We start from the raw sequence: 23,535 nt of genomic DNA on the forward strand, positions 1-23,535 counted from the left end.
CGCCCGGTTTTCTCTTTGTGATATCTTTACCGTTAATGTCAATGATCTTTTCTCTACTTCTGATCTAATTCGCAAAATATTGTTTTTGGCTCTATCTGCTTTTTAAAATTAAACCATCGGTGATGGTGGAGAATAAGGGAGTCGAACCCTTGACCTCCTGCGTGCAAGGCAGGCGCTCTAGCCAGCTGAGCTAATTCCCCTCTAGTTTGATTTGAGATTTGATATTTGAGATTTGATATTCAGACTTAACGAATTTCAAATTTCAAACCTTCAATTTCAAATCACTTAAATTAGTAGTCTCGGGCAGGCTCGAACTGCCGACCTCTACATTATCAGTGTAGCGCTCTAACCAGCTGAGCTACGAGACTTTGTTATGAGTGATGATTAATGAGTTATAATTGATATTTTCATACCGCATATTTCATTTTCATTCCCAATCTCTTATCCCTTATACTAATTTCTAGTGGGTTTATGTTTTTTATAAGTGATAAATGATGATTGATGTATGATGTTTTATCACTGATCAATTATCTTTTATCATTCATATATATACCAACCAAATAAAAAAACTAAAGCTAAAAAACTTTAAATAAGTACAATGTACTTGCGTACTGTTTTTGTTTAACGTCGAAAGACGCTCTAAAATGAGATGTTCCAGCCGCACCTTCCGGTACGGCTACCTTGTTACGACTTAGCCCTAGTTACCTGTTTTACCCTAGGCAGCTCCTTTTACGGTCACCGACTTCAGGTACCCCAGACTTCCATGGCTTGACGGGCGGTGTGTACAAGGCCCGGGAACGTATTCACCGCGCCATGGCTGATGCGCGATTACTAGCGATTCCAGCTTCATAGAGTCGAGTTGCAGACTCCAATCCGAACTGAGACCGGCTTTCGAGATTCGCATCTTATCGCTAAGTAGCTGCCCTCTGTACCGGCCATTGTATTACGTGTGTGGCCCAAGGCGTAAGGGCCGTGATGATTTGACGTCATCCCCACCTTCCTCTCTACTTGCGTAGGCAGTCTCACTAGAGTCCCCAACTGAATGATGGCAACTAGTGACAGGGGTTGCGCTCGTTGCAGGACTTAACCTAACACCTCACGGCACGAGCTGACGACAACCATGCAGCACCTTGAAAATTGTCCGAAGAAAAGTCTGTTTCCAAACCTGTCAATTCCCATTTAAGCCTTGGTAAGGTTCCTCGCGTATCATCGAATTAAACCACATAATCCACCGCTTGTGCGGGCCCCCGTCAATTCCTTTGAGTTTCATTCTTGCGAACGTACTCCCCAGGTGGCTAACTTATCACTTTCGCTTAGTCTCTGAATCCGAAAACCCAAAAACGAGTTAGCATCGTTTACGGCGTGGACTACCAGGGTATCTAATCCTGTTCGCTCCCCACGCTTTCGTCCATCAGCGTCAGTTAAAACATAGTGACCTGCCTTCGCAATTGGTGTTCTAAGTAATATCTATGCATTTCACCGCTACACTACTTATTCCAGCCACTTCTACTTTACTCAAGACCTGCAGTATCAATGGCAGTTTCACAGTTAAGCTGTGAGATTTCACCACTGACTTACAGATCCGCCTACGGACCCTTTAAACCCAATAAATCCGGATAACGCTTGCACCCTCCGTATTACCGCGGCTGCTGGCACGGAGTTAGCCGGTGCTTATTCATACTGTACCTTCAGCTACCCTCACGAGGGTAGGTTTATCCCAGTATAAAAGAAGTTTACAATCCATAGAACCGTCGTCCTTCACGCGGGATGGCTGGATCAGGCTCTCACCCATTGTCCAATATTCCTCACTGCTGCCTCCCGTAGGAGTCTGGTCCGTGTCTCAGTACCAGTGTGGGGGATCACCCTCTCAGGCCCCCTAAAGATCACTGACTTGGTGAGCCGTTACCTCACCAACTATCTAATCTTGCGCGTGCCCATCTCTATCCGCCGGAGCTTTCAATATTAAATGATGCCACTTAATATATTATGGGATATTAATCTTCCTTTCGAAAGGCTATCTCCCTGATAAAGGCAGGTTGCACACGTGTTCCGCACCCGTACGCCGCTCTCTCTGTCCCGAAAGACAAATACCGCTCGGCTTGCATGTGTTAGGCCTCCCGCTAGCGTTCATCCTGAGCCAGGATCAAACTCTCCATTGTATGTTTGTCTGACTCACTCAAAGTTTCTTTAATTACGCTTTAGTTTTTCCTTATTTTTTGGTTGTTATATTGTATCTTCAATGATCTCTTCTCTTCCGCTTTTTAACCGGGCTACTTTTCTGTCAGTTTCACCCCGTATTTGCGTGTGCAAAAGTAATAAGTTATTTTAACATGACCAAATGTTTTTTCAAGAAATTTTAAAGTTTTTTGATGACCTTAATCTTCCCGTTTTTCATTCAATCAATTAACTTCTGCGCTCCCCTAATTGGGATTGCAAATATACAACTGTTTTTTATTCTTGCAAATTTTTCAGCTAATATTTTTTTTGAAGTTTTGTTCTTATCTTTACTCTTCTGCGCTACTTACTTCCTTCCGTTTTCAGTGGTGCAAAAGTAGAAACTTTTACCTTTCCCCGCAACTATTTCGTAACTTTTATTTAACATAATATCCCAACACGCTGGTTAAGTGTGGGAAAAGTTGTGGGAAGATGGGAGATGGAAGATGGGAGATGGGAGTTTTTGGGGTGCGGGGTTGGAGGGCTTTAGTGGTTGAGTTGGTTAGTGGTTGAGTTGGAGAGCCGGAGAGTGAAGGAATGATTGATTTCAGGGTACGGGGTTTGGAGGACTTTAGTGGTTGAGTTGGTTAGTGGTTGAGTTGGAGAGCCGGAGAGTGAAGGAATGATTGATTTCAGGGTACGGGGTGTGGCATTGTTGTGGCGGGAGGTCATTGTGCTGGTTTTTTAGATGGCAATCCGATGGAGTGCGGTGATGGTGGGTGTGATTTTGCTGGTCGGATTTTTGACAAATGTGGCATTTTAGACAGTTGCCGGAAGGGAGACTATGATTTTCTAAGTGGGTATGGGCGGGACGCCCGCAACAGCGGACAAAAAGATTTGAGATTTGAGATTTGAGATTTGATGTTTGAGATTTGAGATTCGGGGTGCGGGTTATTGGATTACGGGCTGCGAAATGAAGGTGACGAGTTATTTGGGTTTTGAAAATGGAGAGTTATTGCTGCTGTAATTTTTTTATGGGTTACGGGCGGGACGCCCGAACCAGCGGACAGAAAAATTTGAGATTTGATGTTTGAGATTTGAGGTGCAGAGCAGGGAGACTGTGATTTTCCGAGTGGGTACGGGCGGGACGCCCGCACCAGCGGTGAGAGTTTTACTTGATGTTGTTATACTTCGATTCCTAAAAGATTGATTTTTGCGTGGGAGTGACCACCCCCGTTGAAAATCTGCGATTTTTGACATACCCTCCGGAGGATGGGAATGATTCAACACTACATTATAATAAAGGAGGGTTTTATTTTTTTACTAATAATCAAACTGAAAATGTGGGAAAATGGATGCTTAAAATCTAGGTTTTAAGTTATAGGTTCGTGATTGGATTTGTAAAAAAGTTCTGTAAAGTAAAATTCCTGAAATTACATATTACTAATTACCCATTACTTATTGCTCATTACTTATCAAAATACAGTCGTTCTAAAAAAGCAAAATCGTTACTAGCCCCGATGGAAACGGCATCCTTTTGTGATGAGGAACGAAAAGCAAAAGATATAGTGGACAGCGGGTTCCCGGCTCCTGAAAATATAGGTAATAAGCAATGGGTAATGAGCAATGTTAAGCAGGCAGTAAATATGTATAAAAAAAATCTAAATGATGATAGGGTTATTATATTGAAAAGTTTTATAACATTTATTCTATCCGAAATTAGAGCCTTATTTTTATGCTTCGGATTCTAAATCTTCGATGGCGAATTGAATTTTGTCGTATTCGAAGCCGCGGCTGATGAGATATTTGATGGTTTTGGATTTTCTTTGATATTCTTTTAAACCGTGCTGTCTGGATGAATAGTCCTGATAAATTTTTGTGATGGTTTTCTGGTAGTCTTCATCGTGAATTTCGTCAAAGCATTTGCTGATGAGCTTTTCGGTGATGCCTTTATGTTTCAGATGGATCTTGATCTTGGTTTTACCCCAATGTTTGATGTAAAATTTCCCGCGGATGTAACTGCGGGTGAAACGCTCTTCGTTGAGATAGTTTTCTTTTAATAAATAAAGAAAGATTTCCTCTTTTGCCTCATCAATCAACAGAAAATCTCTCATCTTCTGCTCCACTTCGGCATGACAGCGATCCTGATAAACACAGTAGTTGACAAGTTTCTGTTTGATTTCCTGAAAGGTATAGGATTTGCTCAAGGATGGGTGATGGGTGTTGGGTGATGGAAGATGGAAGATGGAAGCAAAATTACTGTCTATATAAAAAGGTGCAAAATAAATCTGCACCTTTTATATTATATATCAGCTAAAAGCAAGATGCCATCAGCCGAAAGCCTTCTAATAATTGAAAAGTGCTTTGCCTTCCATTAATTCGTTTACTTTTTTCTTTACGGAAGTGATTACTTCTTCGTTTTTGATGTTGTCAACCACGTCAGAAACCAGTCCGGCAATCGTGTCCATATCGTTTTCTTTTAAACCTCTTGTTGTGATGGCTGCAGTTCCGAATCTGATTCCAGAAGTTGTGAAAGGTGATTTGTCATCGAAAGGCACCATGTTTTTGTTGCATGTAATATCTGCCAAAACCAGGGCTTTTTCAGTTTCTTTTCCGTTTACGCCTTTATTTCTAAGGTCTACCAACATCAAATGGTTGTCTGTGCCGCCACTTACGATTTCGAAACCTCTGTCGATCATTGATTTTGATAATGCTCTTGCGTTGGACTGAACCTGTTTTGCATAGGTCTCAAACTGAGTATCGATCGCTTCTGCGAATGCTACAGCTTTTCCTGCGATCACGTGCTCCAGCGGACCTCCCTGAATTCCCGGGAAAACTGCTCCGTCAAGAACCTGGCTCATCATTTTGATTTCGCCTTTTGGAGTTTTGTGACCGTATGTATTTTCGAAATCCTTGCCCATCATGATCATTCCGCCTCTTGGACCTCTCAAAGTTTTGTGCGTAGTTGTAGTTACCACATGGCAGTGTTCGAAAGGATTATTTAAAAGTCCTTTTGCCACCAAACCTGCCGGGTGAGCGATATCTGCCCAAAGTGTAGCTCCGATTTCGTCTGCCACTTCTCTGAATTTTGCGTAATCCAAATCTCTTGAGTAAGCCGAGAAACCTGCGATCAGCATTTTTGGTTTTTCTCTCAATGCCACTTCTCTCATTTGATCATAATCGATCAAACCTGTTTCTTTCTGAACTCCGTAAGAAACCACGTCGTACTGAATTCCTGAGAAATTCACCGCAGAACCGTGGGTAAGGTGACCTCCCATTGAAAGATCCATACCCATGATTTTATCACCCGGTTTCAGAACTGCCAAATAAATTGCGGCATTCGCCTGAGAACCTGAGTGTGGCTGAACATTGACGTAATCTACTCCAAAAAGTTCTTTAGCTCTGTTGATTGCCAAAGTTTCTACCTCATCTACGACTTCGCAACCTCCGTAATATCTTTTTCCGGGATAGCCTTCTGCATATTTGTTTGTCAAAACACTTCCCATTGCTTTCATCACGTTTTCAGAAACGAAGTTTTCTGATGCGATCAGCTCGATACCGTGCGTCTGTCTCTGTCTTTCTTTTTCGATAAGGTCAAAAATAATGTCCATTTACTTTTTAAGTTTTAGATTACTGCAGCAAAAATAAGGAATTTTAAATAAGATTTAAAATATAATTCAAATGATAAATTTGATTTTAATTTGATTTAAACTATCAAATTTTTATTTGAAAAAGAAAATTAAATATATATTCTTTTGCCTTGAAGCAAAAGAACCAAAAATTCAAGACTTGGAAACTCGGCTAAAATTTCAAAAAAAATCCTAAAATTTCCAAAACTCGGGCGGGAAAAAAAATGAGTTTCATTTAACATGATTTTTGCCGCCACTCAAACAGTGGAAATTTCTTAACGGATTTTTTTTAAAATTTTTTAACGCCTCCGTTTCCGAGGTCATCTAAACAAAAAAGTTCTGAGAAACGAATCACAGAACTTTTAAAAATAATCAATTGAAGAAATTTTTATTGTAAAGTAAATTTTACTTTGGTGAGAATATCTTTTAACTTTTGCCTTGATGCAAAAGTTACAAAAAATCAAGACTGGATACTGCGGCTAAAAATATTTAAAAATTTCTAAAAAATCTAAACTCGGGCGGAAGAGAAAGCAGGCATTTAACCCCAATATTGCCCGCCCTCAAACAGTAGATTTTTCTTAACGAAATTTTCAAATATTTTCTTAACGCCTACGCATCCTAGGTCGTTTAAAACAGAAGAAGTTCTGCGAAACGAATCACAGAACTTTTAAAAATAATCAATTGAAGAATCATTTATTGTAAAGCAAATTTTTACTTTGGTGAGAATATCTTTTAACTTTTGCTTTGATGCAAAAGTTACAAAAAATCAAGACTGGATACTACGGCTAAAAATATTTAAAAATTTCTGTAAAATCTAAACTCGGGCAGTAAGGGAAGCAGGAATTTAACCCCAACATTGCCCACCCTCAGACAGTAGATTTTTCTTAATGAAATTTTTAAATATTTTCTTAACGCCTCCGCAGCCTAAGTCGTTTAAAACAAAAAAGTTCCGCGAAACGAATCACAGAACTTTTAAAAATAATCAATTGAAGAAATTTTATTTTAAAGTAAATTTTACTTTAGTGAGAATATTGTCTGAAGAGTTTCCGATTTGGGCTTCGAAATCTCCCGGCTCGGCAACCCATGCGTGTTTTTCGGCATCGAAGAAACTTAAAGCTTCTTTATCTATTGTTAAAGTCACTTCTTTTTCTTCGTCAGGGTTCAAAAATATTTTTTCAAAACCTTTCAGTTCTTTTTCAGGTCTTAAAACAGATGATTTTTTGTCTGAAATATAAAGCTGAACCACTTCTGCTCCGGCTTTACTGCCAGTATTTTTAACTTTTACAGTAAAACTGATTTTATCGTTCTGAGAAATGGTGGTTTTATCTGAAACAGCTTTACCAAACTGAAACGTAGTATAACTTAAACCATGACCAAAACTGAATAACGGTTTAATCTTTTTGGTATCGTGCCATCTGTAACCAACCAAAATCCCTTCGTTATAAGTAATATTGATCGGATTTTTCTGATCTTTACCTTTTCCGGCAGCCAGCTCTTCTTTATTGCCAGGATATTCTCCCAGTTTGTGAGCTGAATTATCTTCCAGTTTTACCGGAAATGTGAAAGGTAATTTTCCGGAAGGATTAGCATCTCCTGCAAGAATTGAGGCAATTGAATTTCCTGCTTCTGAACCAAGATACCAAGCCTGAACGATGGTTGGAACTTCTTTTACCCATGGCATTGCCACTGCATTTCCAGAAACCAAAACGACTGCAAAGTTTTTATTGGCTTTTGCCAACGCTGAGATTACATTATCCTGATTGTATGGCAAACTATAGCTTTTTCTGTCATTTCCTTCGCTGTCCTGAAAATCGGCTTTGTTTAAACCTCCAACAAAAATGACGTAATCTGAATTTTTAGCAAGTTCGACTGCTTCTTTTAAAATCTCATCTGCAGAACGGCCGTCTTTCAGATCCTGACCGGATTTTACACCGTTGTATTCTCCGCCGACATCGCCAACATAGCCTCTGGCAAACTGTACATCAGCATTTTTACCGAATCTGTTTTTGATTCCATCCAAAGGTGAAGTTTCGTATTTTACCTTTAAAGAAGAAGATCCACCGCCGACAGTCATTACCTTGATGGCGTTTTCACCAATTACTGCAATTTTTTTAGCAGTATTCGTATTAATTGGCAGAACGTTTTTATCGTTTTTAAGAAGAACAATTCCCTCCTCGCCTATTTCCTTCGCTATTGTTCTGTGCTCTGCTGATGCAACATTTCCGAAAGGTTTATTTCTGTTTAAAGTCGTTTTATAAGCTAAATTTAGAATTCTGGTGACTTTATCATCCAGTTCGGTGGTTCCGATTTTTCCTTCCTTAATCATTTTTAAGTAAGGATAAGCCAGATAATAATTGTCGTAAGCGTTGGAAGTTCCGGCAGAAAGGCCATTCGTCCAGCTTCCAAATTCCATATCCAGACCGTTCTTGATGGCCTGTTCGGTACTGTTGACCGCTCCCCAGTCTGAAACCACTACTCCTTTATAATTCCACTCTTTTTTCAGAATGTCATTTAAAAGATATTGATTCTGGCTGGCGTATTGATTTTTGTACATGTCGTAAGCTCCCATGATCGTCCATGAATCGCCTTCCGTAACGGCTGCCTTAAACGCAGGAAGATAAATTTCATACAACGCCCTGTCATCCACAATCACGTTGCTGGTATGGCGGAACATTTCCTGATTGTTGAGCGCAAAATGTTTCACAGAAGTAGCAACGCCATTGGATTGTACACCTTTTATATAAGGAACCACCATTTTTGAAATGAGATACGGATCTTCTCCCATGTATTCAAAATTTCGTCCGTTGAGTGGTGTTCTGTAAATGTTGACACCAGGCCCCAAAAGAATATCTTTCTTTCTGTATCGGGCTTCTTCTCCCAAAGCTTTACCGTAATTCCATGACATATTTTTGTTCCATGTTGCGGAAAGTGCTGTGAGAGCCGGATAAGCGATAATTGAATCATTCGTCCAGCCTGCCTGATCCCATTCGTCCCAAAGTACTTCAGGTCTTACACCGTGAGGCCCGTCCGTAGTCCAGAATTCGGGAATTCCCAAACGGGGAACGCCTGGAGAAGAGAATTTTGACTGCGCGTGAAGCATCGCCACTTTTTCTTCAAGAGTCATTCTTGAAAGTGCATCTTTTACTCTTTGCTCAACAGGTTTTGATTCATCCAGATAAACCGGTATCGTTTTGTTCTGCGAAAATGCAGAAGCGGAAAGTAATATTGAAAAACTAAAGAGAGCAGCTTTTTTGATCATAAATCTTTTAGTTTGAATTGGTAACAAATTTAAGCATTTTAATTTTATTTGCTCAAAATGAGACAATGAATTTTAAAAAAATTTACTTTGAAGTAAAATTAATTGTTCTTTTGCCTTGAAGCGAAAGAACAAAAAATTCAAAACCTGGAAATCCTTGACTCGACGACGTTAAACTCGGCTAAAATTTGAAAGAAATTCCTAAAATTTCCAAACTCGGGCGGAAAGATGATTGGTTTATCTAAAATGATTCCTGCCGCCACTTAGACAGTGGAAATTTCTTAACGGAATTTCTTTTAAATTTTTTAAAGCCTCCTTTTCCGAAGTCAAAAAATTTATAACTATTTTTTCACAAAGCCGCTGATAAATAAAAAACCTCCTCAAATGATTTGAAGAGATTTTTTTAAAATATTAAGTTTTAAGGAAATATTTAAAAATATTAACGAAACTCAGATACCTAATTCCTCAAAAATGTTTTTTCTCCAAAAACTATCGACTTGAATTCTCATCATTTTTGTTTAATTTAAATACTCTGTTCTTTTGTCTTGAAACAAAAGAACCAAAAGTTCAAGACTTGGAAACTCAGCTAAAATTTTGAAAAATCTCCTAAAATTTCCAAAATTGACTCCCTCTAGTCGTCGAACCTGAAGGTTTCGGGCGGATAGAAGACTACTTTATTTAAAGGTAATTTTTGCCGCACTCAAACAGTGGGAATTTCTTAACGGAATTTCTTTTAAATTTTCTAACGCCTCCGTTTCCGAAGTCAAAAAGGTATATAAAAGTTATTTCTCAAAGCCGTTGAATTATAAAAAATCTCTCCAAAAACTGAAGAGATTGCATGATATTATATTGATGTTTTTAATCAATTGGTTCCCAAAGCTGGATTTTATTGTTTTCCAAATCTAAAATATGGACAAATTTTCCATAATCATAAGTCTGAATTTCATCTAAAATCTTCACATTTTCTTTTTTGAGTTCTTCCACCAATAATTCGAGATTTTCTACACGATAATTGATCATAAATTCTTTCTGAGAAGGCTCAAAATACTCTGTATTATCTGCAAATGGTGTCCATTGCGTAGTTCCTGTACTGCCGGTTTCCTTGTCTTTCCATTCAAAACTAACGCCGTATGGAGTTGTATCTAATCCGAGGTTTTTCTTATACCAATCGTTGATGGCGTTGGTGTCTTTTGCTTTAAAAAATATTCCGCCGATGCCTGTTACTTTTTTCATTTTTTGTTGGATGCTGGGTGTGGGGTGATGGGTGTTTGTTTAGAGCCTGTTTAAACATGATTAAAAAACAAAATTTTACGTCATTTTTCTTTTCCCCAACCCTAAAGGGTGGAAAAATACCTTTGAAAATTTCATCAAAATGAACTCCCTCTAGGGTCGGGGAAATTAATTTTGTTGAAATTTAAACAGGCTCTAATATTCAAACAAAATACTTCCCCAGGTAAATCCGCTACCGAAGGCTGAAAGAAGGACTAAATCTCCTCTTTTGATTTTGCCCATTTCTATTGCTTCACTTAATGCAATCGGAATAGATGCAGCTGTGGTGTTTCCGTATTTTTGTATGTTGTTGTGGATTTTTTCATCCGGTAAACCAAATTTCTGCTGAACAAACTGGGCAATTCTTAAATTCGCCTGATGTGGAATAAACATATCTAAATCTTCAATCGTTTTTCCTGCTTTATCCAAAGCTTCCTGCATGGTTTCTGGGAATCTGGTCACGGCGTGTTTGAAAACGAAATTTCCGTTCATGATCGGATAGACCTCTTTATTAGTCACATTTTCCGGCTCTTTTCTCATTCTGTCGCTCCAGCCATATTTTGATCCCGGAAATTGTGTACATAATTCATCAGCATATTTTCCTTCAGAATGCATATTCATTGCTAAAATATCTCCGGCATTTTCATCTTCCGTTGCTGAAAGGACAATCGCTCCTGCCCCATCTCCGAAAATAACAGAAACTCCCCTGCCTTCATCAGAAAAATCAAGTCCGAAAGAATGCACTTCCGCTCCGACTATCAAAATATTTTTGTAAGTTCCAGATTTAATAAAAGCATTTGCCACACTCACTGCGTAGACGAAACCCGAACACTGATTTCTCACATCCAAAGCTCCGATCGTGTCGCAACCCAGCATATCCTGAAGCAAAACGCCGCATCCCGGAAAATAATAATCCGGAGAAAGTGTTGCGAAAACAATGTAGTCGATATCTTTTGCCGTTAATCCTGCTTTTTCCAATGCTTTTTCAGAAGCTTTAAAACCCAAATACGCTGTAGTTTCCTGAGCATCATTGCGGTTTTCGCGGTGTCTTCTTTCTTTAATTCCGGTACGTTCGGTTATCCAATCGTCGTTGGTGGTCATCAGTTTTGAGAGGTCATCGTTCGTGACAATATTGTCCGGAACATGAAAACCAATGCCTTTTATGGTACTTTTAATCATATTGTTTTTATTTTGGTAAAGATAAAATTTATTTGATATATATTAGGTTGAGGCTAAGGTTTAGGTTTAGGTTTAGGTAAAGATAAGGGACACATTTAATATTTGAAGTTTGCATAATGAATATTTTAGAGGTTTGATTTTAAACTCAATTAAATTGATGATGCTTGGTTTTCTCAGGAATGACAAACAGATATTAAACATAACGGATTTGCTGAATGAATATCTGCAGATATTTCCTTAAGCGAACTTGACAATTTAATAAATCTTATTGGTGCAATTTTTTTCGATTTAAAATTATCCTTTTTATATCAGTAAATATTCATTTCAGTATATCTTTGTTTTTCAAATATCATTACTTTTATAGTATGCCAATAGAAACCCTTTACCGAGATAAAAACTGTGAGTGGATAGACGTGGAAGCGCCTACAGAAGAGGATTTAAAATTCCTGCATGAGCGGTATGAAATCAACAATCTTCTTCTGGAAGACACGATGGATCCCAATCACCTACCAAAATATGAGCAGGATGGCAACATCCGTTTTTTTCTCCTGCGTGAAAGCACCGAGCAGGAACGCAAAAATCTGAACACCATCAGCGATATCAGCACCAAAATCGGCATCTTCATTTTTAATGAAACGATTATCACGGTACACCGCATGAAGACCAAAAGTATTGTACAGACCAAAAAACAGCTCAGCTCGGGAAATGAAGAATGCAATCCTGCAAAAATTGCCCTTTATCTCACGCTTCTTATTATGAAAAGTTTTGATGATGAATCTGTAAACCTTCTGGAAACCATGGATTCCATTGAAAATGAAATTTTTCTGAAAAACACCAATCACACCAATCAAATCCGCAGACTGTACCGCCTGAAAAGAAAATCGGGGCTGAATTCCCGAGTACTTTCCATTTCCACGGATGCTGTTGACAAATTTAAACTCCTCAATCTTCAGGACTCTGAAATTGCTGATTTAAAGGACAAACACAAAGATGTAGTCACCGATTTTGACCACCTGAATTCCCAGATTACCAACCTTATCTCCATGTTTCTCGCACTCTCAGACCAGAAAGCGAATCAGGTAATGAAAGTTCTGGCAATTTACTCGGTTTATTTTTTACCAATTACCTTCATCGCCGGTGTTTACGGGATGAATTTCGACAATATGCCGGAACTTCATACTAAATATGGATATTTTTATACTTTAGGATTAATGGGATTAATTGTGATATGCACTTTTATCTATGCGAGGAGAAAGCAATGGTAAGACTCCCGCAGATCTGGGAGATGACGCAGATTTTTTGTTATAGTAATCTGCAAAATCAGCTCAATCTGCGAGAGAACATCTAAATTTATAATCATAACAGAAGTGATTTTCGTCCCAGCAATTCTCAATGAAATCAAACAAAAACACCACACCAAATCATGAAACCCGAAATTTTAAACACAATCCTTGAAGATGCCACGCTTTCGGCAGAATCCCGAGAAAAACTCGTGGCACTGCATGAAATTATCTCTAAAAAAGAATTTTCAGATCTTTTGGATACCAGCGGAAATCAGTATGTAGAATTTGTGCAGGAAGGTGGCGGCGTCTGGGGAAGTGCTTTGGTGGGCTATCTGTACGGACTCGAGATCTTCGGAATCCGATTTCTGAAAGTGGCTGGAACGAGTGCCGGAGCCATCAACACCATGCTGATTGCAGCCTGCAAAACCAAGGAAGATGCGAAAAGTGACGTCATCAAAGACATTCTATTCAACTGGAATTTTGCTGATTTTATGGATGGTAAGGATTATGTGAAAACGACCATTCACTCGATTCTGAACAACAAACATTTCCTGCAGACCAATTTTATTTTAGCAGGAATTCTGATGCTGGCACTTGTTATTGCCCCATTTGCCGTGCCTACCGGAAGTATTCTCTACACGAAACTTCTGTTTTTAATTCCGATTATTCCGCTGATTATTGCTTTTTTGTATCTCCGAAAACTCTATCGTGATTTTAAGAGAAACAACAGCGGACTGAATCCCGGAAATACTTTTCTTGAAAAAATGACCGATGTGTTGAATGCATTCGGAATAAAAACCGTTGCCGACCTCAACAGAAAATTCTCGCAGAAAGAGGAAAATTTAAACCTGAACTACCGCTACGGAAGTGGTTCGGAATATTATGATTTAGCCCTTCAGAGCATTGAAAAAATAAAAGCCGGCCACACAAAAACCGAAAATCACATCGACGAAACCCGCTACAGACTTTTTTTTGAAAGTGCCAAAAATAATGACTACTACAAAACCAATCCGTTTTATCTCTTAAAATCTGAATATGTGGTCATCACAACAGACATCAGCGCCAAAATCAAGGTCGAACTGCCGGCGATGGCCAATCTGTACTGGTCTGAGGAGGAGTTGAAACGAAGCAGTCCGGCTGAATTTGTGCGTGCCTCAATGTCGGTTCCGTTTTTCTTTGAACCGATGCAGAAAATTATCAACAGCAAAGACGATTCTGTAAAATACGCATGGAAATACTGGCTCAATATTTCTCCCGAAGACATCTACCCTACCGGAATTTTCATCGATGGCGGAAGTCTTTCCAATTTCCCCGTCGATCTTTTTCACAACAATGATGTTTTCTACCCAAGACTCCCGATTTTCGGGGTGAAACTTACCAGCGATTCCGACATGCTCACCGATAAACAGCACACTTCAGACGAAATTCTGAAAACTCCCCTTTCCTTTGCCGGAAATATCATCAGCACGATGAAAGGTTTCAACGACAAAGCATTTCTTAGCAAATACAGCTTCTACGACATCTACAGCATCCAAAACGTCAATTGCGGCAAAAGCAACTGGCTGAATTTCTTCATGGAAAAGGAAGAAAAAGAAGACCTTTTCAACCGCGGATTTCAGGCAGCCCTCGATTTCCTCAACCGCTTCGACTGGGAAAAATACAAATATGAAAGAATGATTGTTTCGATGAAGGAGAAAAAGATCATAAAGGAGGAGGATACGCCGACGGTGGGGTGAGTTGGGTTGGAGAGTTTTAGTGTTTTTAGATTTCACTATCGAAAAATCTACAGAAAAAAATATTACTTCTTTAATATTATGGACAAAGAGAAAATACATTATGTGATTACATACTTCAGTAACTTAATGACTGACAATGAAAAATTAGCATTGAAACATAAAATGTACATGTCTAAAAGCTCAGACAATATAACGTTGAGGAATATGATGACAGAAAAAGGATGGATTAATAATGATCCTGAAACTCTCGATCTTCTGAAACAAGGCTACGATGAATTTGAAAGAAATGTGGTTAAAAGAATTTTAACAGAAACGCCCGAGCTTGTATTTTTTAATAAATGTTCACAATGTGGCAAACTTGCACGTACACCCAATGCACAACAATGCAGATATTGTTCATTCAGTTGGCACTCGAAATAATTATTATAAGCATGACAACCAAAATAGATCTTAGAGAATCCCTAAACCTTCCCAATACAGATGCAACAACTCCCATCGAATTGTTTCAAAACCAAACCCTGCGTCCCATTTTAAAATTGCAGAATGATTTGTATTTATCCCTGTTTAAAAATTATGCAATCCGTCAGAATTCAGATTTTGAAACTTTGTCTGTGCCAAAAAAGAACATCATGATTGAGCAAAGCCTACAGAAAGACAGTGTTTTGAAAAATACTTTCATCGGAATAACGATCGGAATGTTTACTCATGAAGAAATGAAAATTTATATTTCAGACAGCAAGGTTTTTAACAAAAGGATCATGACGATGTTGATTGAGAGATTAAAAAGTCAGATGAAATAATGTTTAATTTCTCAAAGAATTACTTAGGTTTTGGCTAAAGCCAATTTTGCCTCAATACGCATAAATGGACTGAAGCCCATTCCTATTGAATAATTCCAGCGCCGCAATCTTAACCTTTACCTTTACCTCAACCTAAAACCCACATCGGCTTCTCTTTCAAAATTTTCCCGTTAATCTCACACCCTTCCGCATGAGCGCCTTTCAGAAATCCAATGCTCATCAGAAATTCATTTACGATTTCGCCACCGGTGAATTTGAAGGTTTTTTTGAAGAGTTTCATCCATTCCTGTAAGGTTTTGGGATGATGGTGTTCCAGCCATTTTTCAAATGATCCAAATTCTTTCTGAAGTTCGATGATGGTTTTTGCGTTTTCGATTGCGGCATTTACTTTCAGTTTATTCCTGATAATTCCGGGATCTGCCAGTAATCTTTCACGGTCTTCTTCAGTGTAGGCAGCAACTTTTTCAATATTAAAATTGTCATAGGCTTTTCTGAAACCTTCCTCTTTTTTCAAAATCGTTTCCCAGCTCAGACCTGCCTGATTGATTTCCATGATTAATCTTCCGAACAGTTCATTATCATCATGAATCGGGAAGCCGTAATGGTTGTCGTGGTAATTTTTGTGCAGCTCTTTTCGGGTTTCGGGCTGCATATTTTCGATGGCTGAACAGTAACTCATTGTGATAAAATTTTGCTAAAGATAATACAAACTGCTGACACCTGCCTGTCAGGAAAACTTTAGGCAATCTGTTTTTCCTTTAATCTGAAAATCTCTTTTCCATTAAAAACAATTACCGCAAAAAAGATGATTGAGTAAGCTAAAATCTGTACAAAATCAAGTTTTTCATGATAGACCGCTCCTGCCAGAATAAATGCGATGATGGGATTGATGTTGAGAATCATTCCCACTTTTGAAGAAGCAATTCCTGATAAAGCATATAAATTTAACAGCAATGGAACGATGGTATACATCACTGCGATGATTTCGATATAAAAATAAAATGTAAAATCCGCAGGAACTGGTCCTGAGTACGTTGGGAAAAACGGGAGCAAGATTAACGCCGACAAAATCATGTGGAAATTGAGCACCAGAAATTTGTCAAACTTCGAATTGGTGCTTTGAATAATAAGATAACAGGCGTACGTAGAACCGATGAGGCTGCTGTAGATCATATCCAGAAGATTGGCGTATGACAGCAAAATACATCCCACCGCACTCAGAAAAACGGAAATCCACTGGAGTCTGCTGAGCTTTTCACGGAGAATAAAAAAAGCCAGAATCGTTGTAATGATAGGGCATACGAGATAGGCTACAGAGGTCGCCCGCACGCTGATGTGATTCATCACGTAGATAAATGAAAACCAGTTTCCGGTGAGTAAAATACTGCTTAGAATATTTAATCCGATGATTTTACGTTTGTCTTTGGGAATTAGATTTTTAAAATTATTCAGATTATTCCTCAACTTTACCTTTCTGAAAAGTACCGTCACCAAAGTCATAATAACAGCACAGCTGAACACTCTGTAAAAGAGAATATCCAGTGAAGGATAAGAATGCAGCGGCTTCAAAACCAAACTGAAAGTTCCCCATAGTGAGAAGGCAGTAATGGCAGCGAGGTAGTATTTCAGATTGTTCAAGGGGAAATGGAATTTATTGCTTTAATGTGAGGCAAAGATAGGGAATTAAGGCATGACAGATTGAGAAGCTTTCGCCAGTTTAATTAAAATTTTATGATTCTAAGGCAAACCTTTTTGGTGGGAAACTTTCCCAAATTGGGACGGGGCAAACCAGTTTAGAATGGTACTGTCCCAAGTTGGGAAAAGACAAACCAGTTTCGGGGGATGATATCCCAACCTGGGAAAGTTCAAACCATTATTGATTGAGCAAAAACATCGATGGGACGGGGCAATTTTTTTAGAATTCAAAAAAAAATCTCCATAAAACTTCAGAGATTTTAATGATTTACAGATTATCGATAAAATCCAGATACAGTGGAACACTTCTTTCAATCCATTCTTTAGAAACATTATGTTCTAAACCATAATAGACAAAAGGTTTCTGGTAATCTGCTTTTACGTATTCAAAACTGAGTTCGAAAGGTCTTGTGAATTCAATCACGGTATGTCTGTATTTTCCATCAGCCTTAAAATCTTCATCATCAACACCCGCTGATATTGCCAGAGCAACTTTTTTTCCACCGACTTTATATCCGCTTTTGCTTCCATATGCCCAGCCGTGCAACAAAACTTCGTCAAACCATTTTTTGAGCAGAGACGGACTGCTGAACCAATAAAAAGGAAATTGGAAGACAATTTTATCGTAGGCTTCAACGAGTTCCTGTTCTTTTTTAATATCTAATATTTCGTCAGGATAATTTTTGTACAGTTCGTGAACGGTATACTTTTCGGGAAATTTATTCAACTCTTCCACCCATCTCCTGTTGATTAAAGATTCTTCCATTTTGGGGTGAGTTACTATTACTAATGTTTTCATATTTTAAAAATTTCTTTTACAAAAATAACAGGTGTAACTTACTTTTCCGATATTAGCCACCAATTGTATGGTACTATAAAAAATGTAAGTAATGACTAAAATAAAAGAAACCTCAACCAATTTTGCCAATAAAAAAGCCCTTGTAGAAGAGTGTCCCGAGCTTTATGCTTCGAAACTGATTGGCGGACAATGGTCACTGGCGATCTGCAGTTATCTGATTAACGGTAAACTTAGATTCGGGGAACTCAGAAAAAGTCTGGGAAATATCACAGAACGTATGCTCACGCTTCAATTGCGAAGACTGGAGGAAGACAAAATCGTCACAAGAACTGTTTTTGCCGAAGTTCCGCCAAGAGTTGAATATGAGCTGACAGAGATTGGTTACAAATTAAAACCTGTCATCGAGGAATTAGATAAATGGGGAACGATGCATAAGGCAAGTATTGAAAATTAATAATCTTAAAATGCTATATCAATGAAAATAGTTATTCTTCCTATTTTAATACTAATCTTTACTTTAAATTATTCACAAAAAGGAAATTTTCAGATTTTTCAGTTTGAAAAAAAATATTCAAAAAAAACCTCTGAAATTTCCAGAGGTCTATTTTTTAATGCATCGCATCACTCAAATCTATTTTTTCTTTGCTTTTCCGCTCTTTAATAAATAAGATAAACGGAATACAGACCAGGAAAACGACTCCCAGATAAAGGAAAACATCCATATAAGATAGCACAGTCGCCTGTTTCGTGACAGTCATATATAGGACTTTGTAGGCAGCATTCATTGCGTTGTCAGGCGTCATTCCTTTAGCAATAAAATTCGCTTTCAGACCTGCCAGTCTTTGCTGAACATCCAGACTGTCGCCGTCGAGATGGGAAATTAAATTTACCCTGTATTTCTGACTTGCATTGGCAATAAAAGTCGTGATGGCAGCGATTCCGAAAGATCCACCTAACTGTCGCATCATTCCTGTGAAAGCTGCTCCCTGCCCGATCTCCTGCCCTTTCAGTGTACTTAATGAAAGTGAAGTAATTGGAATAAATAATAAACCTAATCCCATTCCTCTTACAATCAGCATCCAGAAGAAGGCTTCTTTACTGGTATCAGGTGTTAAAATTTTGTAACCCCAGAAACTGTAGACGAAGAAGATAAATAATCCTAATGAAACCAAAATCTGCTGTTTTGCTCCTTTAGAAAGCAATCTTCCGATAATCGGCATCATGAAAGCAGTCGTTAAAGCAGCGGGAATCATCAGAGCTCCGGACTGAAGTGCCGTCCAACCCAAAATACTCTGTGTATATAAAGGAACGATGAACGTTGATCCATACAAACCAAATCCTAATACAAAAGACATTACGGTTCCGATTCTTAAATTTCCATTCTTTAAAACACGGAGTTCTACAATGGGATATTTAAAGGTTAATTCTCGCCAAAGGAACAAGATAAATCCTAAAACAGCTGTTGTAGTAAAAGTAACGATCATTCCGCTTTCAAACCAGTCTTCTTCATGACCTCTTTCCAGAATAAACTGTAGAGAACCGACAGTCAGTGCCAACAGCATAATACCTAACCAGTCGACGTCTGAAGCTTTACGTTTTTCGGAAAACTTCGGACTTTTTACAAACTGCAGTGTCATTAAAGTCGCCGCAATCCCGATTGGAATATTAATGTAAAAAATATAAGGCCAGCTGAAATTATCAACGATATAACCTCCCAACGGCGGACCTAGTGTCGGGCCGATAATGACTCCCAAACCGTAAATCGCCTGAGCCATACTTCGTTTTTCCACCGGATATGATTCGGTGATAATGGTTTGTGAAGTTACGAGCAATGCTCCACCACCAATTCCCTGACAGAGTCTGAAAAATACCAGCTCCCAGATATTATCGGCGTTCCCGCAGAGAAATGAGAAAATGGTAAAAATCACAATCGAAGCGGCGAAGTAATTTCTTCTCCCGAACTGCTGAGAAAGCCAGCTCGTCATCGGCACCACGATAACGTTACCAATGGCATACGCCGTGATTACCCAACCCACTTCAGAAAGTGTAGCTCCCAGATTCCCCTTCATTTCATTGAGGGCAACGTTCACAATCGTGGAATCCACAATTTCAAGCAGAGCACAAAGAATCGCTGTGATCGTAATGATCACTCTCCTGGCTCCATATTCTACTAATGAATCTTGCATTAATTTATTTGTGTGTTTAAAGAAGGTTGAGGCTGAGGTTAAGGTCAAGGTTAAGAAATAGATACTTTTTAAACATTAACATCATCGTTCCTCTTCTTTAAGAATTTTTTATATAAAAGTGAACTGCCAATCATCATTCGACATCGTTGTCAATTTATTCTTCACCATTTTCAATCAACATTAATCTCCAGCATTTCCATTCTGACATTAATCTTCTCCAAAATCCTCCGCAATCTTCTGCATTGAATCTCTCCGCATTGAAAATCGACTTGCCCCTGCAAAACTGACAATTCACTTATTTAAATATTATGTGAGAAAAAGTAATTTATAAACAGTTTTAAAACTTTTTACCTTTTACTTTTTACCTGGCTCCTAAGTCCAGCTCTTATTTCAAAGAAACTTCTGCTTTCACATTCATTCCTGTTCTCAGTCTTTTGGCAATATTTGGATCCAGTTTTACGAAATCAATTTTAATTGGAAGTCTTTGAACGACTTTCACGAAGTTTCCACTCGCGTTATCCGGAGGCAGAATTGAAAATGTAGAACCTGTCGCCGGAGAGAATGAACTTACAACGCCTTCAAAATCGGTATCAGGAAAAGCATCGATCTCGATTTTCACTTTCTGTCCTTCCACCATTTTAGCAACCTGAGTTTCTTTAAAGTTGGCAATCACCCATTTCTGATCATTTTTAACCAAGCTGAATAACTGTGAACCAGCCTGCAAAAACTGTCCGGCCTGAATAGGAATTTTTCCAACAAAGCCATCTTCAGGAGCGGTAATAATCGTGTAAGAAAGATTTAATTTTGCACTTTCTACATCTACTTCTCTCTGTTTCGCTACTGAACCGGCAACAGAAATCTGCTGTGAGCTTGCTGCTGTCTGAGAAGACGCAATACCCGTTTGCTGTGCAATCTGATTTCTTGTATCAACCAAAACCTGCAGCTGCTTATCTGCAGACTGTTTTGCAGCCAATGCCTGCTCATACTGCTGCTCTGTAATCGAATGGTCTTTTACCAAAACTGAATATCTTTTTAAATCCTGAGAAGTTTTCCAGACGTTTACTTTTGCAGCTTCGATTTGTGCATTTGCCGTTGCTACTGCAGCCTGAGAACTTCCGATATTTTTTGAAGTGGCATCGGTAGAAGACTGTGCAGATGAAATATTACTTTTAGCTGTTGACAAAGCTGCCTGAGCCTGTTCCAAAGCCATTCTCTGATCTTTGCTGTCTAAAATTACCAAAGTATCGCCTTTTTTCACAAACTGGTTGTCTTTCACTTTCACTTCCGCCACGTACCCTGAAATTTTAGAAATTACGGGATTCATATTGGATGCAATCTGAGCATCATCCGTTTCTTCGTGAACCTGTCCGTACGAATAGGTTCTGTAACCGTAGATTCCTCCCACGATAATGATGACCGCTAAAATAATTGGGAAAACTAAACTTTTTTTCTTTTTAGGTTCAGTTGCTTGAGTATTATTATTTTCCATTTGGATATCGTTCTGTTTTTATTTGATTGTTAAAGTTCCTGTAGTCTGCAATAGTTTTCTGTAAGCCAAAGCTGCATCGGCTTTTGCATTGATCACTCCGACGTTGGCTGCAATTTGTGCTGCATCAGCATCCAAAAGTTCTGTCATCGTTGCCAGACCGTTGTCATATTTATTTTTTGTAATTCTGTAGTTTTCATTTGCCTGAACAGCTGCTTTTTCGAAAACAGTGATTCTCTTTTTAGAATAATCTGAATTCTGATATTCTCTGTTGACTTCCAGTTTAATATTGTCATTCATCATTTCATTGGTTGCCGACAACTGCATTTCTCTTGCCTGAGACTGCTTTAAAGCTGAATTTTCCTTCCAGAGATTTGATAAATTGTAAGAAACTCCTACTCCAACATTTACCGCATTGTAAATCGTTAAAAATTTTGGAATATCTGCTGCAACATAACCACCCGTAAAAGCAATCGAAGGAAGATTTTCTGCTTTTGCAGATTTCGTTCCCAGAGCTGCAGCTTTTCGCTGTTGATCCAAAGCCTGCAAATCTTTTCGGTTTTCTCTGGCTTCATTTAAATAAAAATCAACCGGCTTTACGTCATCTGATTCATTAATATATTGCTCATCAACTTCAATTTCGGTATTATCAGGAAGTCCTAACAGCAAATCCATATTAATATTGGCGATGTTGTAATTATTTTTCGCTTCTAAAAGTTGCAATTCGATATTTGAAGTCTGAAGATTTGCCTTTAAACGGTCGTTTCTTGCAATGACTCCACTATTTTCAAGCTTAAGAAAAGTTTCGTCTCTTTTTTGAGAAGCTGAAAGATTTTCTTCTAAAACTTTAATAGACTGATTGGCTTTGAACAAATTATTGTAAGCCTGAGCCACGTTGTAAGCAATGGCAACTTTATCATTTTCGGTACTTAATTTTGATGCTTCCACCAGATATTTTGCGGACTGAATTCCGTATTTAATTCTTCCGCCGCTGTAAATCGGAACAGTCACATTTGCAGAACCGTAGGCCACCTGATGTACTTCCGGTCCTCCTGCTGTGGAAACTCCAGGGATTTTCAAATCAATCGTTGGTTTCACCGGAAGATAAAGATAGCTTGCTGATACAGAAAGATCAGGAAGCTGTCTATTCTTTGCTGCCAACAGGTCTGCGGTTGCTTCTTCTATTTTGGCAGCATCTATTTTTAAACTTTTACTGTTCTGGATTCCCAACTGTACGGCTTCATCGAGGCTGAGCTGTTTTTTCTCCTGAGCATTGCTGTACATCATTCCTGCGAAAAGGGAAAGTACAAGAACTGAGTTATTTATTCTCTTCATAACCTAAAAGGTCTTTTAAAATATGTTTTATATGTTTTGTAAGCTCGTTGAAATACGTTTCTTCAAAAACCATTTCATCTTCCTCATTTTTAAGAAAATCCTTGTACATCTGTTTGGCATTGGAAGCGTAAAATAAAGTTCCGCTCACTGTAGAATGCAATAGATAGATCGGTGGATTTTTAGTGAAAATTCCTTTTTCCAAACCGCTTTCCAGAATTTTTGAATACATTGTAATGAAACTGAGTTTGGTTTCTTTCAGAAATTCGACTATCTGCGGATTATCGCTGTACAACTGCTCCCGCTGCATTATTCTGAAAAACATTTTGTGGTGTCTCACTCTTCCTGCAAACTGATCGACAATTCTTTCCACCTTTTCCCATTCGTTAATATCGGTACGCTCCAAGAGTTCTTTTGAAAAAAACTGTCCTTCCTTCATTCTGTACTCCACCAATTTCTCGTACAGTTTTTCTTTTGAACCGAAATAATAAGAGATCATTGAAATATTAACGTTCGCTGCTTTTGAAATCTCCCGTGTTGACGTACCGGAAAAACCTTTTTCGGCAAAAAGTTGCTCGGCTGCAAACAGAATATTTTCCTCTTTTGAAATCATTGTTGTGAATTTTACGGGTGCAAAGATACATCAGGCTTCCGAAAAAATCAAACGTTTGATTGATTTTTTAATTTTATTTTAATCATTCAAATTTTTCCAATTAATTTTTATATTTACT

The 23,535-nt window shown here is 38.4% G+C and carries 17 protein-coding genes, 2 tRNA genes and 1 rRNA gene; 5 read left to right on the plus strand and 15 right to left on the minus strand.

Annotated elements, in window-relative coordinates; translation table 11 throughout:
* Window positions 1–123: 123 nt before the first annotated feature.
* From NG809_RS05415 to NG809_RS05450, 8 genes are all read right to left on the minus strand, one after another.
* Window positions 124–200, minus strand: a tRNA-Ala gene (locus NG809_RS05415).
* A gap of 94 nt (window positions 201–294) precedes the next feature.
* A tRNA-Ile gene (locus tag NG809_RS05420) sits at window positions 295–368 on the minus strand.
* Between the two features lie 274 nt (window positions 369–642).
* Window positions 643–2,159 (minus strand): 16S ribosomal RNA (locus NG809_RS05425).
* Between the two features lie 1,728 nt (window positions 2,160–3,887).
* The gene (locus NG809_RS05430) at window positions 3,888–4,448 is read right to left on the minus strand and encodes a regulatory protein RecX (RefSeq protein WP_396124817.1); all 561 of its coding nucleotides are present in this window, start codon (window positions 4,446–4,448) and stop codon (window positions 3,888–3,890) included.
* Between the two features lie 51 nt (window positions 4,449–4,499).
* Window positions 4,500–5,765 carry a serine hydroxymethyltransferase gene (glyA, locus tag NG809_RS05435; protein WP_262148730.1) on the minus strand — a complete coding sequence of 422 codons (1,266 nt, stop codon included), beginning with the start codon at window positions 5,763–5,765 and terminating at the stop codon, window positions 4,500–4,502.
* 1,015 nt (window positions 5,766–6,780) lie between these two features.
* Window positions 6,781–9,042 carry a glycoside hydrolase family 3 C-terminal domain-containing protein gene (locus tag NG809_RS05440; RefSeq protein ID WP_262148732.1) on the minus strand — a complete coding sequence of 754 codons (2,262 nt, stop codon included), beginning with the start codon at window positions 9,040–9,042 and terminating at the stop codon, window positions 6,781–6,783.
* 855 nt (window positions 9,043–9,897) lie between these two features.
* Window positions 9,898–10,272, minus strand: a complete 375-nt coding sequence (locus NG809_RS05445; RefSeq protein WP_262148733.1) for a VOC family protein — start codon at window positions 10,270–10,272, stop codon at window positions 9,898–9,900.
* A 192-nt stretch (window positions 10,273–10,464) separates the two neighbouring features.
* Complete coding sequence (locus NG809_RS05450) at window positions 10,465–11,487, minus strand: 3-oxoacyl-ACP synthase III family protein (RefSeq protein WP_262148734.1); 1,023 nt, start codon at window positions 11,485–11,487, stop codon at window positions 10,465–10,467.
* 365 nt (window positions 11,488–11,852) lie between these two features.
* Here NG809_RS05450 and NG809_RS05455 point away from each other — a divergent pair, with 365 nt between their 5' ends.
* From NG809_RS05455 to NG809_RS05470, 4 genes are all read left to right on the plus strand, one after another.
* The gene (locus NG809_RS05455; protein ID WP_262148736.1) at window positions 11,853–12,752 is read left to right on the plus strand and encodes a magnesium transporter CorA family protein; all 900 of its coding nucleotides are present in this window, start codon (window positions 11,853–11,855) and stop codon (window positions 12,750–12,752) included.
* A 158-nt stretch (window positions 12,753–12,910) separates the two neighbouring features.
* Window positions 12,911–14,506, plus strand: a complete 1,596-nt coding sequence (locus NG809_RS05460) for a patatin-like phospholipase family protein (protein WP_262148737.1) — start codon at window positions 12,911–12,913, stop codon at window positions 14,504–14,506.
* Window positions 14,507–14,584: 78 nt separating this feature from the next.
* A complete protein-coding gene (locus NG809_RS05465; protein ID WP_262148738.1) occupies window positions 14,585–14,926 on the plus strand; it encodes a hypothetical protein in 342 nt (113 codons plus the stop codon).
* Window positions 14,927–14,937: 11 nt separating this feature from the next.
* Window positions 14,938–15,306 (plus strand): glyoxalase, encoded by a 369-nt coding sequence (locus NG809_RS05470; RefSeq protein ID WP_262148739.1) that lies wholly within the window; start codon window positions 14,938–14,940, stop codon window positions 15,304–15,306.
* 127 nt (window positions 15,307–15,433) lie between these two features.
* On the opposite strand, the gene NG809_RS05475 is transcribed toward NG809_RS05470, so the two are convergent.
* From NG809_RS05475 to NG809_RS05485, 3 genes are all read right to left on the minus strand, one after another.
* Complete coding sequence (locus NG809_RS05475; protein ID WP_262148741.1) at window positions 15,434–15,985, minus strand: DNA-3-methyladenine glycosylase I; 552 nt, start codon at window positions 15,983–15,985, stop codon at window positions 15,434–15,436.
* A gap of 59 nt (window positions 15,986–16,044) precedes the next feature.
* A complete protein-coding gene (locus NG809_RS05480) occupies window positions 16,045–16,944 on the minus strand; it encodes an EamA family transporter (RefSeq protein WP_262148743.1) in 900 nt (299 codons plus the stop codon).
* 325 nt (window positions 16,945–17,269) lie between these two features.
* Window positions 17,270–17,800 (minus strand): NAD(P)H-dependent oxidoreductase, encoded by a 531-nt coding sequence (locus NG809_RS05485; RefSeq protein WP_262148744.1) that lies wholly within the window; start codon window positions 17,798–17,800, stop codon window positions 17,270–17,272.
* Window positions 17,801–17,891: 91 nt separating this feature from the next.
* Between NG809_RS05485 and NG809_RS05490 the strand changes: the two genes are divergently transcribed.
* The gene (locus NG809_RS05490; protein ID WP_262148746.1) at window positions 17,892–18,254 is read left to right on the plus strand and encodes a winged helix-turn-helix transcriptional regulator; all 363 of its coding nucleotides are present in this window, start codon (window positions 17,892–17,894) and stop codon (window positions 18,252–18,254) included.
* Between the two features lie 154 nt (window positions 18,255–18,408).
* Here NG809_RS05490 and NG809_RS05495 read toward each other — a convergent pair whose 3' ends face one another.
* The 4 genes from NG809_RS05495 to NG809_RS05510 form a co-directional block, all read right to left on the minus strand.
* The gene (locus NG809_RS05495) at window positions 18,409–19,986 is read right to left on the minus strand and encodes a DHA2 family efflux MFS transporter permease subunit (RefSeq protein ID WP_262148749.1); all 1,578 of its coding nucleotides are present in this window, start codon (window positions 19,984–19,986) and stop codon (window positions 18,409–18,411) included.
* 385 nt (window positions 19,987–20,371) lie between these two features.
* The gene (locus NG809_RS05500) at window positions 20,372–21,475 is read right to left on the minus strand and encodes an HlyD family secretion protein (protein WP_262148750.1); all 1,104 of its coding nucleotides are present in this window, start codon (window positions 21,473–21,475) and stop codon (window positions 20,372–20,374) included.
* Between the two features lie 18 nt (window positions 21,476–21,493).
* Window positions 21,494–22,807: a TolC family protein gene (locus NG809_RS05505; RefSeq protein ID WP_262148752.1), complete on the minus strand. Its 1,314-nt coding sequence runs from the start codon at window positions 22,805–22,807 to the stop codon at window positions 21,494–21,496.
* Window positions 22,791–23,417 (minus strand): TetR/AcrR family transcriptional regulator, encoded by a 627-nt coding sequence (locus NG809_RS05510; protein ID WP_262148754.1) that lies wholly within the window; start codon window positions 23,415–23,417, stop codon window positions 22,791–22,793. The genes NG809_RS05505 and NG809_RS05510 overlap by 17 nt, the downstream gene beginning before the upstream one ends.
* Between the last annotated feature and the right edge of the window lie 118 nt (window positions 23,418–23,535).

This window comes from Chryseobacterium foetidum (assembly GCF_025457425.1).
Classification (GTDB): Bacteria; Bacteroidota; Bacteroidia; order Flavobacteriales; family Weeksellaceae; genus Chryseobacterium; species Chryseobacterium foetidum.

Excerpts from the sequence above, each read along its gene's own strand:
- NG809_RS05470 (WP_262148739.1), top strand. The coding sequence starts at position 14,938 with ATGACAACCAAAATAGATCTTAGAGAATCCCTAAACCTTCCCAATACA.
- NG809_RS05510 (WP_262148754.1), bottom strand. The coding sequence starts at position 23,417 with ATGATTTCAAAAGAGGAAAATATTCTGTTTGCAGCCGAGCAACTTTTT.
- NG809_RS05460 (WP_262148737.1), top strand. The coding sequence starts at position 12,911 with ATGAAACCCGAAATTTTAAACACAATCCTTGAAGATGCCACGCTTTCG.
- NG809_RS05455 (WP_262148736.1), top strand. The coding sequence starts at position 11,853 with ATGCCAATAGAAACCCTTTACCGAGATAAAAACTGTGAGTGGATAGAC.
- NG809_RS05475 (WP_262148741.1), bottom strand. The coding sequence starts at position 15,985 with ATGAGTTACTGTTCAGCCATCGAAAATATGCAGCCCGAAACCCGAAAA.
- NG809_RS05495 (WP_262148749.1), bottom strand. The coding sequence starts at position 19,986 with ATGCAAGATTCATTAGTAGAATATGGAGCCAGGAGAGTGATCATTACG.
- NG809_RS05505 (WP_262148752.1), bottom strand. The coding sequence starts at position 22,807 with ATGAAGAGAATAAATAACTCAGTTCTTGTACTTTCCCTTTTCGCAGGA.
- glyA (WP_262148730.1), bottom strand. The coding sequence starts at position 5,765 with ATGGACATTATTTTTGACCTTATCGAAAAAGAAAGACAGAGACAGACG.
- NG809_RS05450 (WP_262148734.1), bottom strand. The coding sequence starts at position 11,487 with ATGATTAAAAGTACCATAAAAGGCATTGGTTTTCATGTTCCGGACAAT.
- NG809_RS05465 (WP_262148738.1), top strand. The coding sequence starts at position 14,585 with ATGGACAAAGAGAAAATACATTATGTGATTACATACTTCAGTAACTTA.
- NG809_RS05500 (WP_262148750.1), bottom strand. The coding sequence starts at position 21,475 with ATGGAAAATAATAATACTCAAGCAACTGAACCTAAAAAGAAAAAAAGT.
- NG809_RS05440 (WP_262148732.1), bottom strand. The coding sequence starts at position 9,042 with ATGATCAAAAAAGCTGCTCTCTTTAGTTTTTCAATATTACTTTCCGCT.
- NG809_RS05490 (WP_262148746.1), top strand. The coding sequence starts at position 17,892 with ATGACTAAAATAAAAGAAACCTCAACCAATTTTGCCAATAAAAAAGCC.
- NG809_RS05485 (WP_262148744.1), bottom strand. The coding sequence starts at position 17,800 with ATGAAAACATTAGTAATAGTAACTCACCCCAAAATGGAAGAATCTTTA.
- NG809_RS05445 (WP_262148733.1), bottom strand. The coding sequence starts at position 10,272 with ATGAAAAAAGTAACAGGCATCGGCGGAATATTTTTTAAAGCAAAAGAC.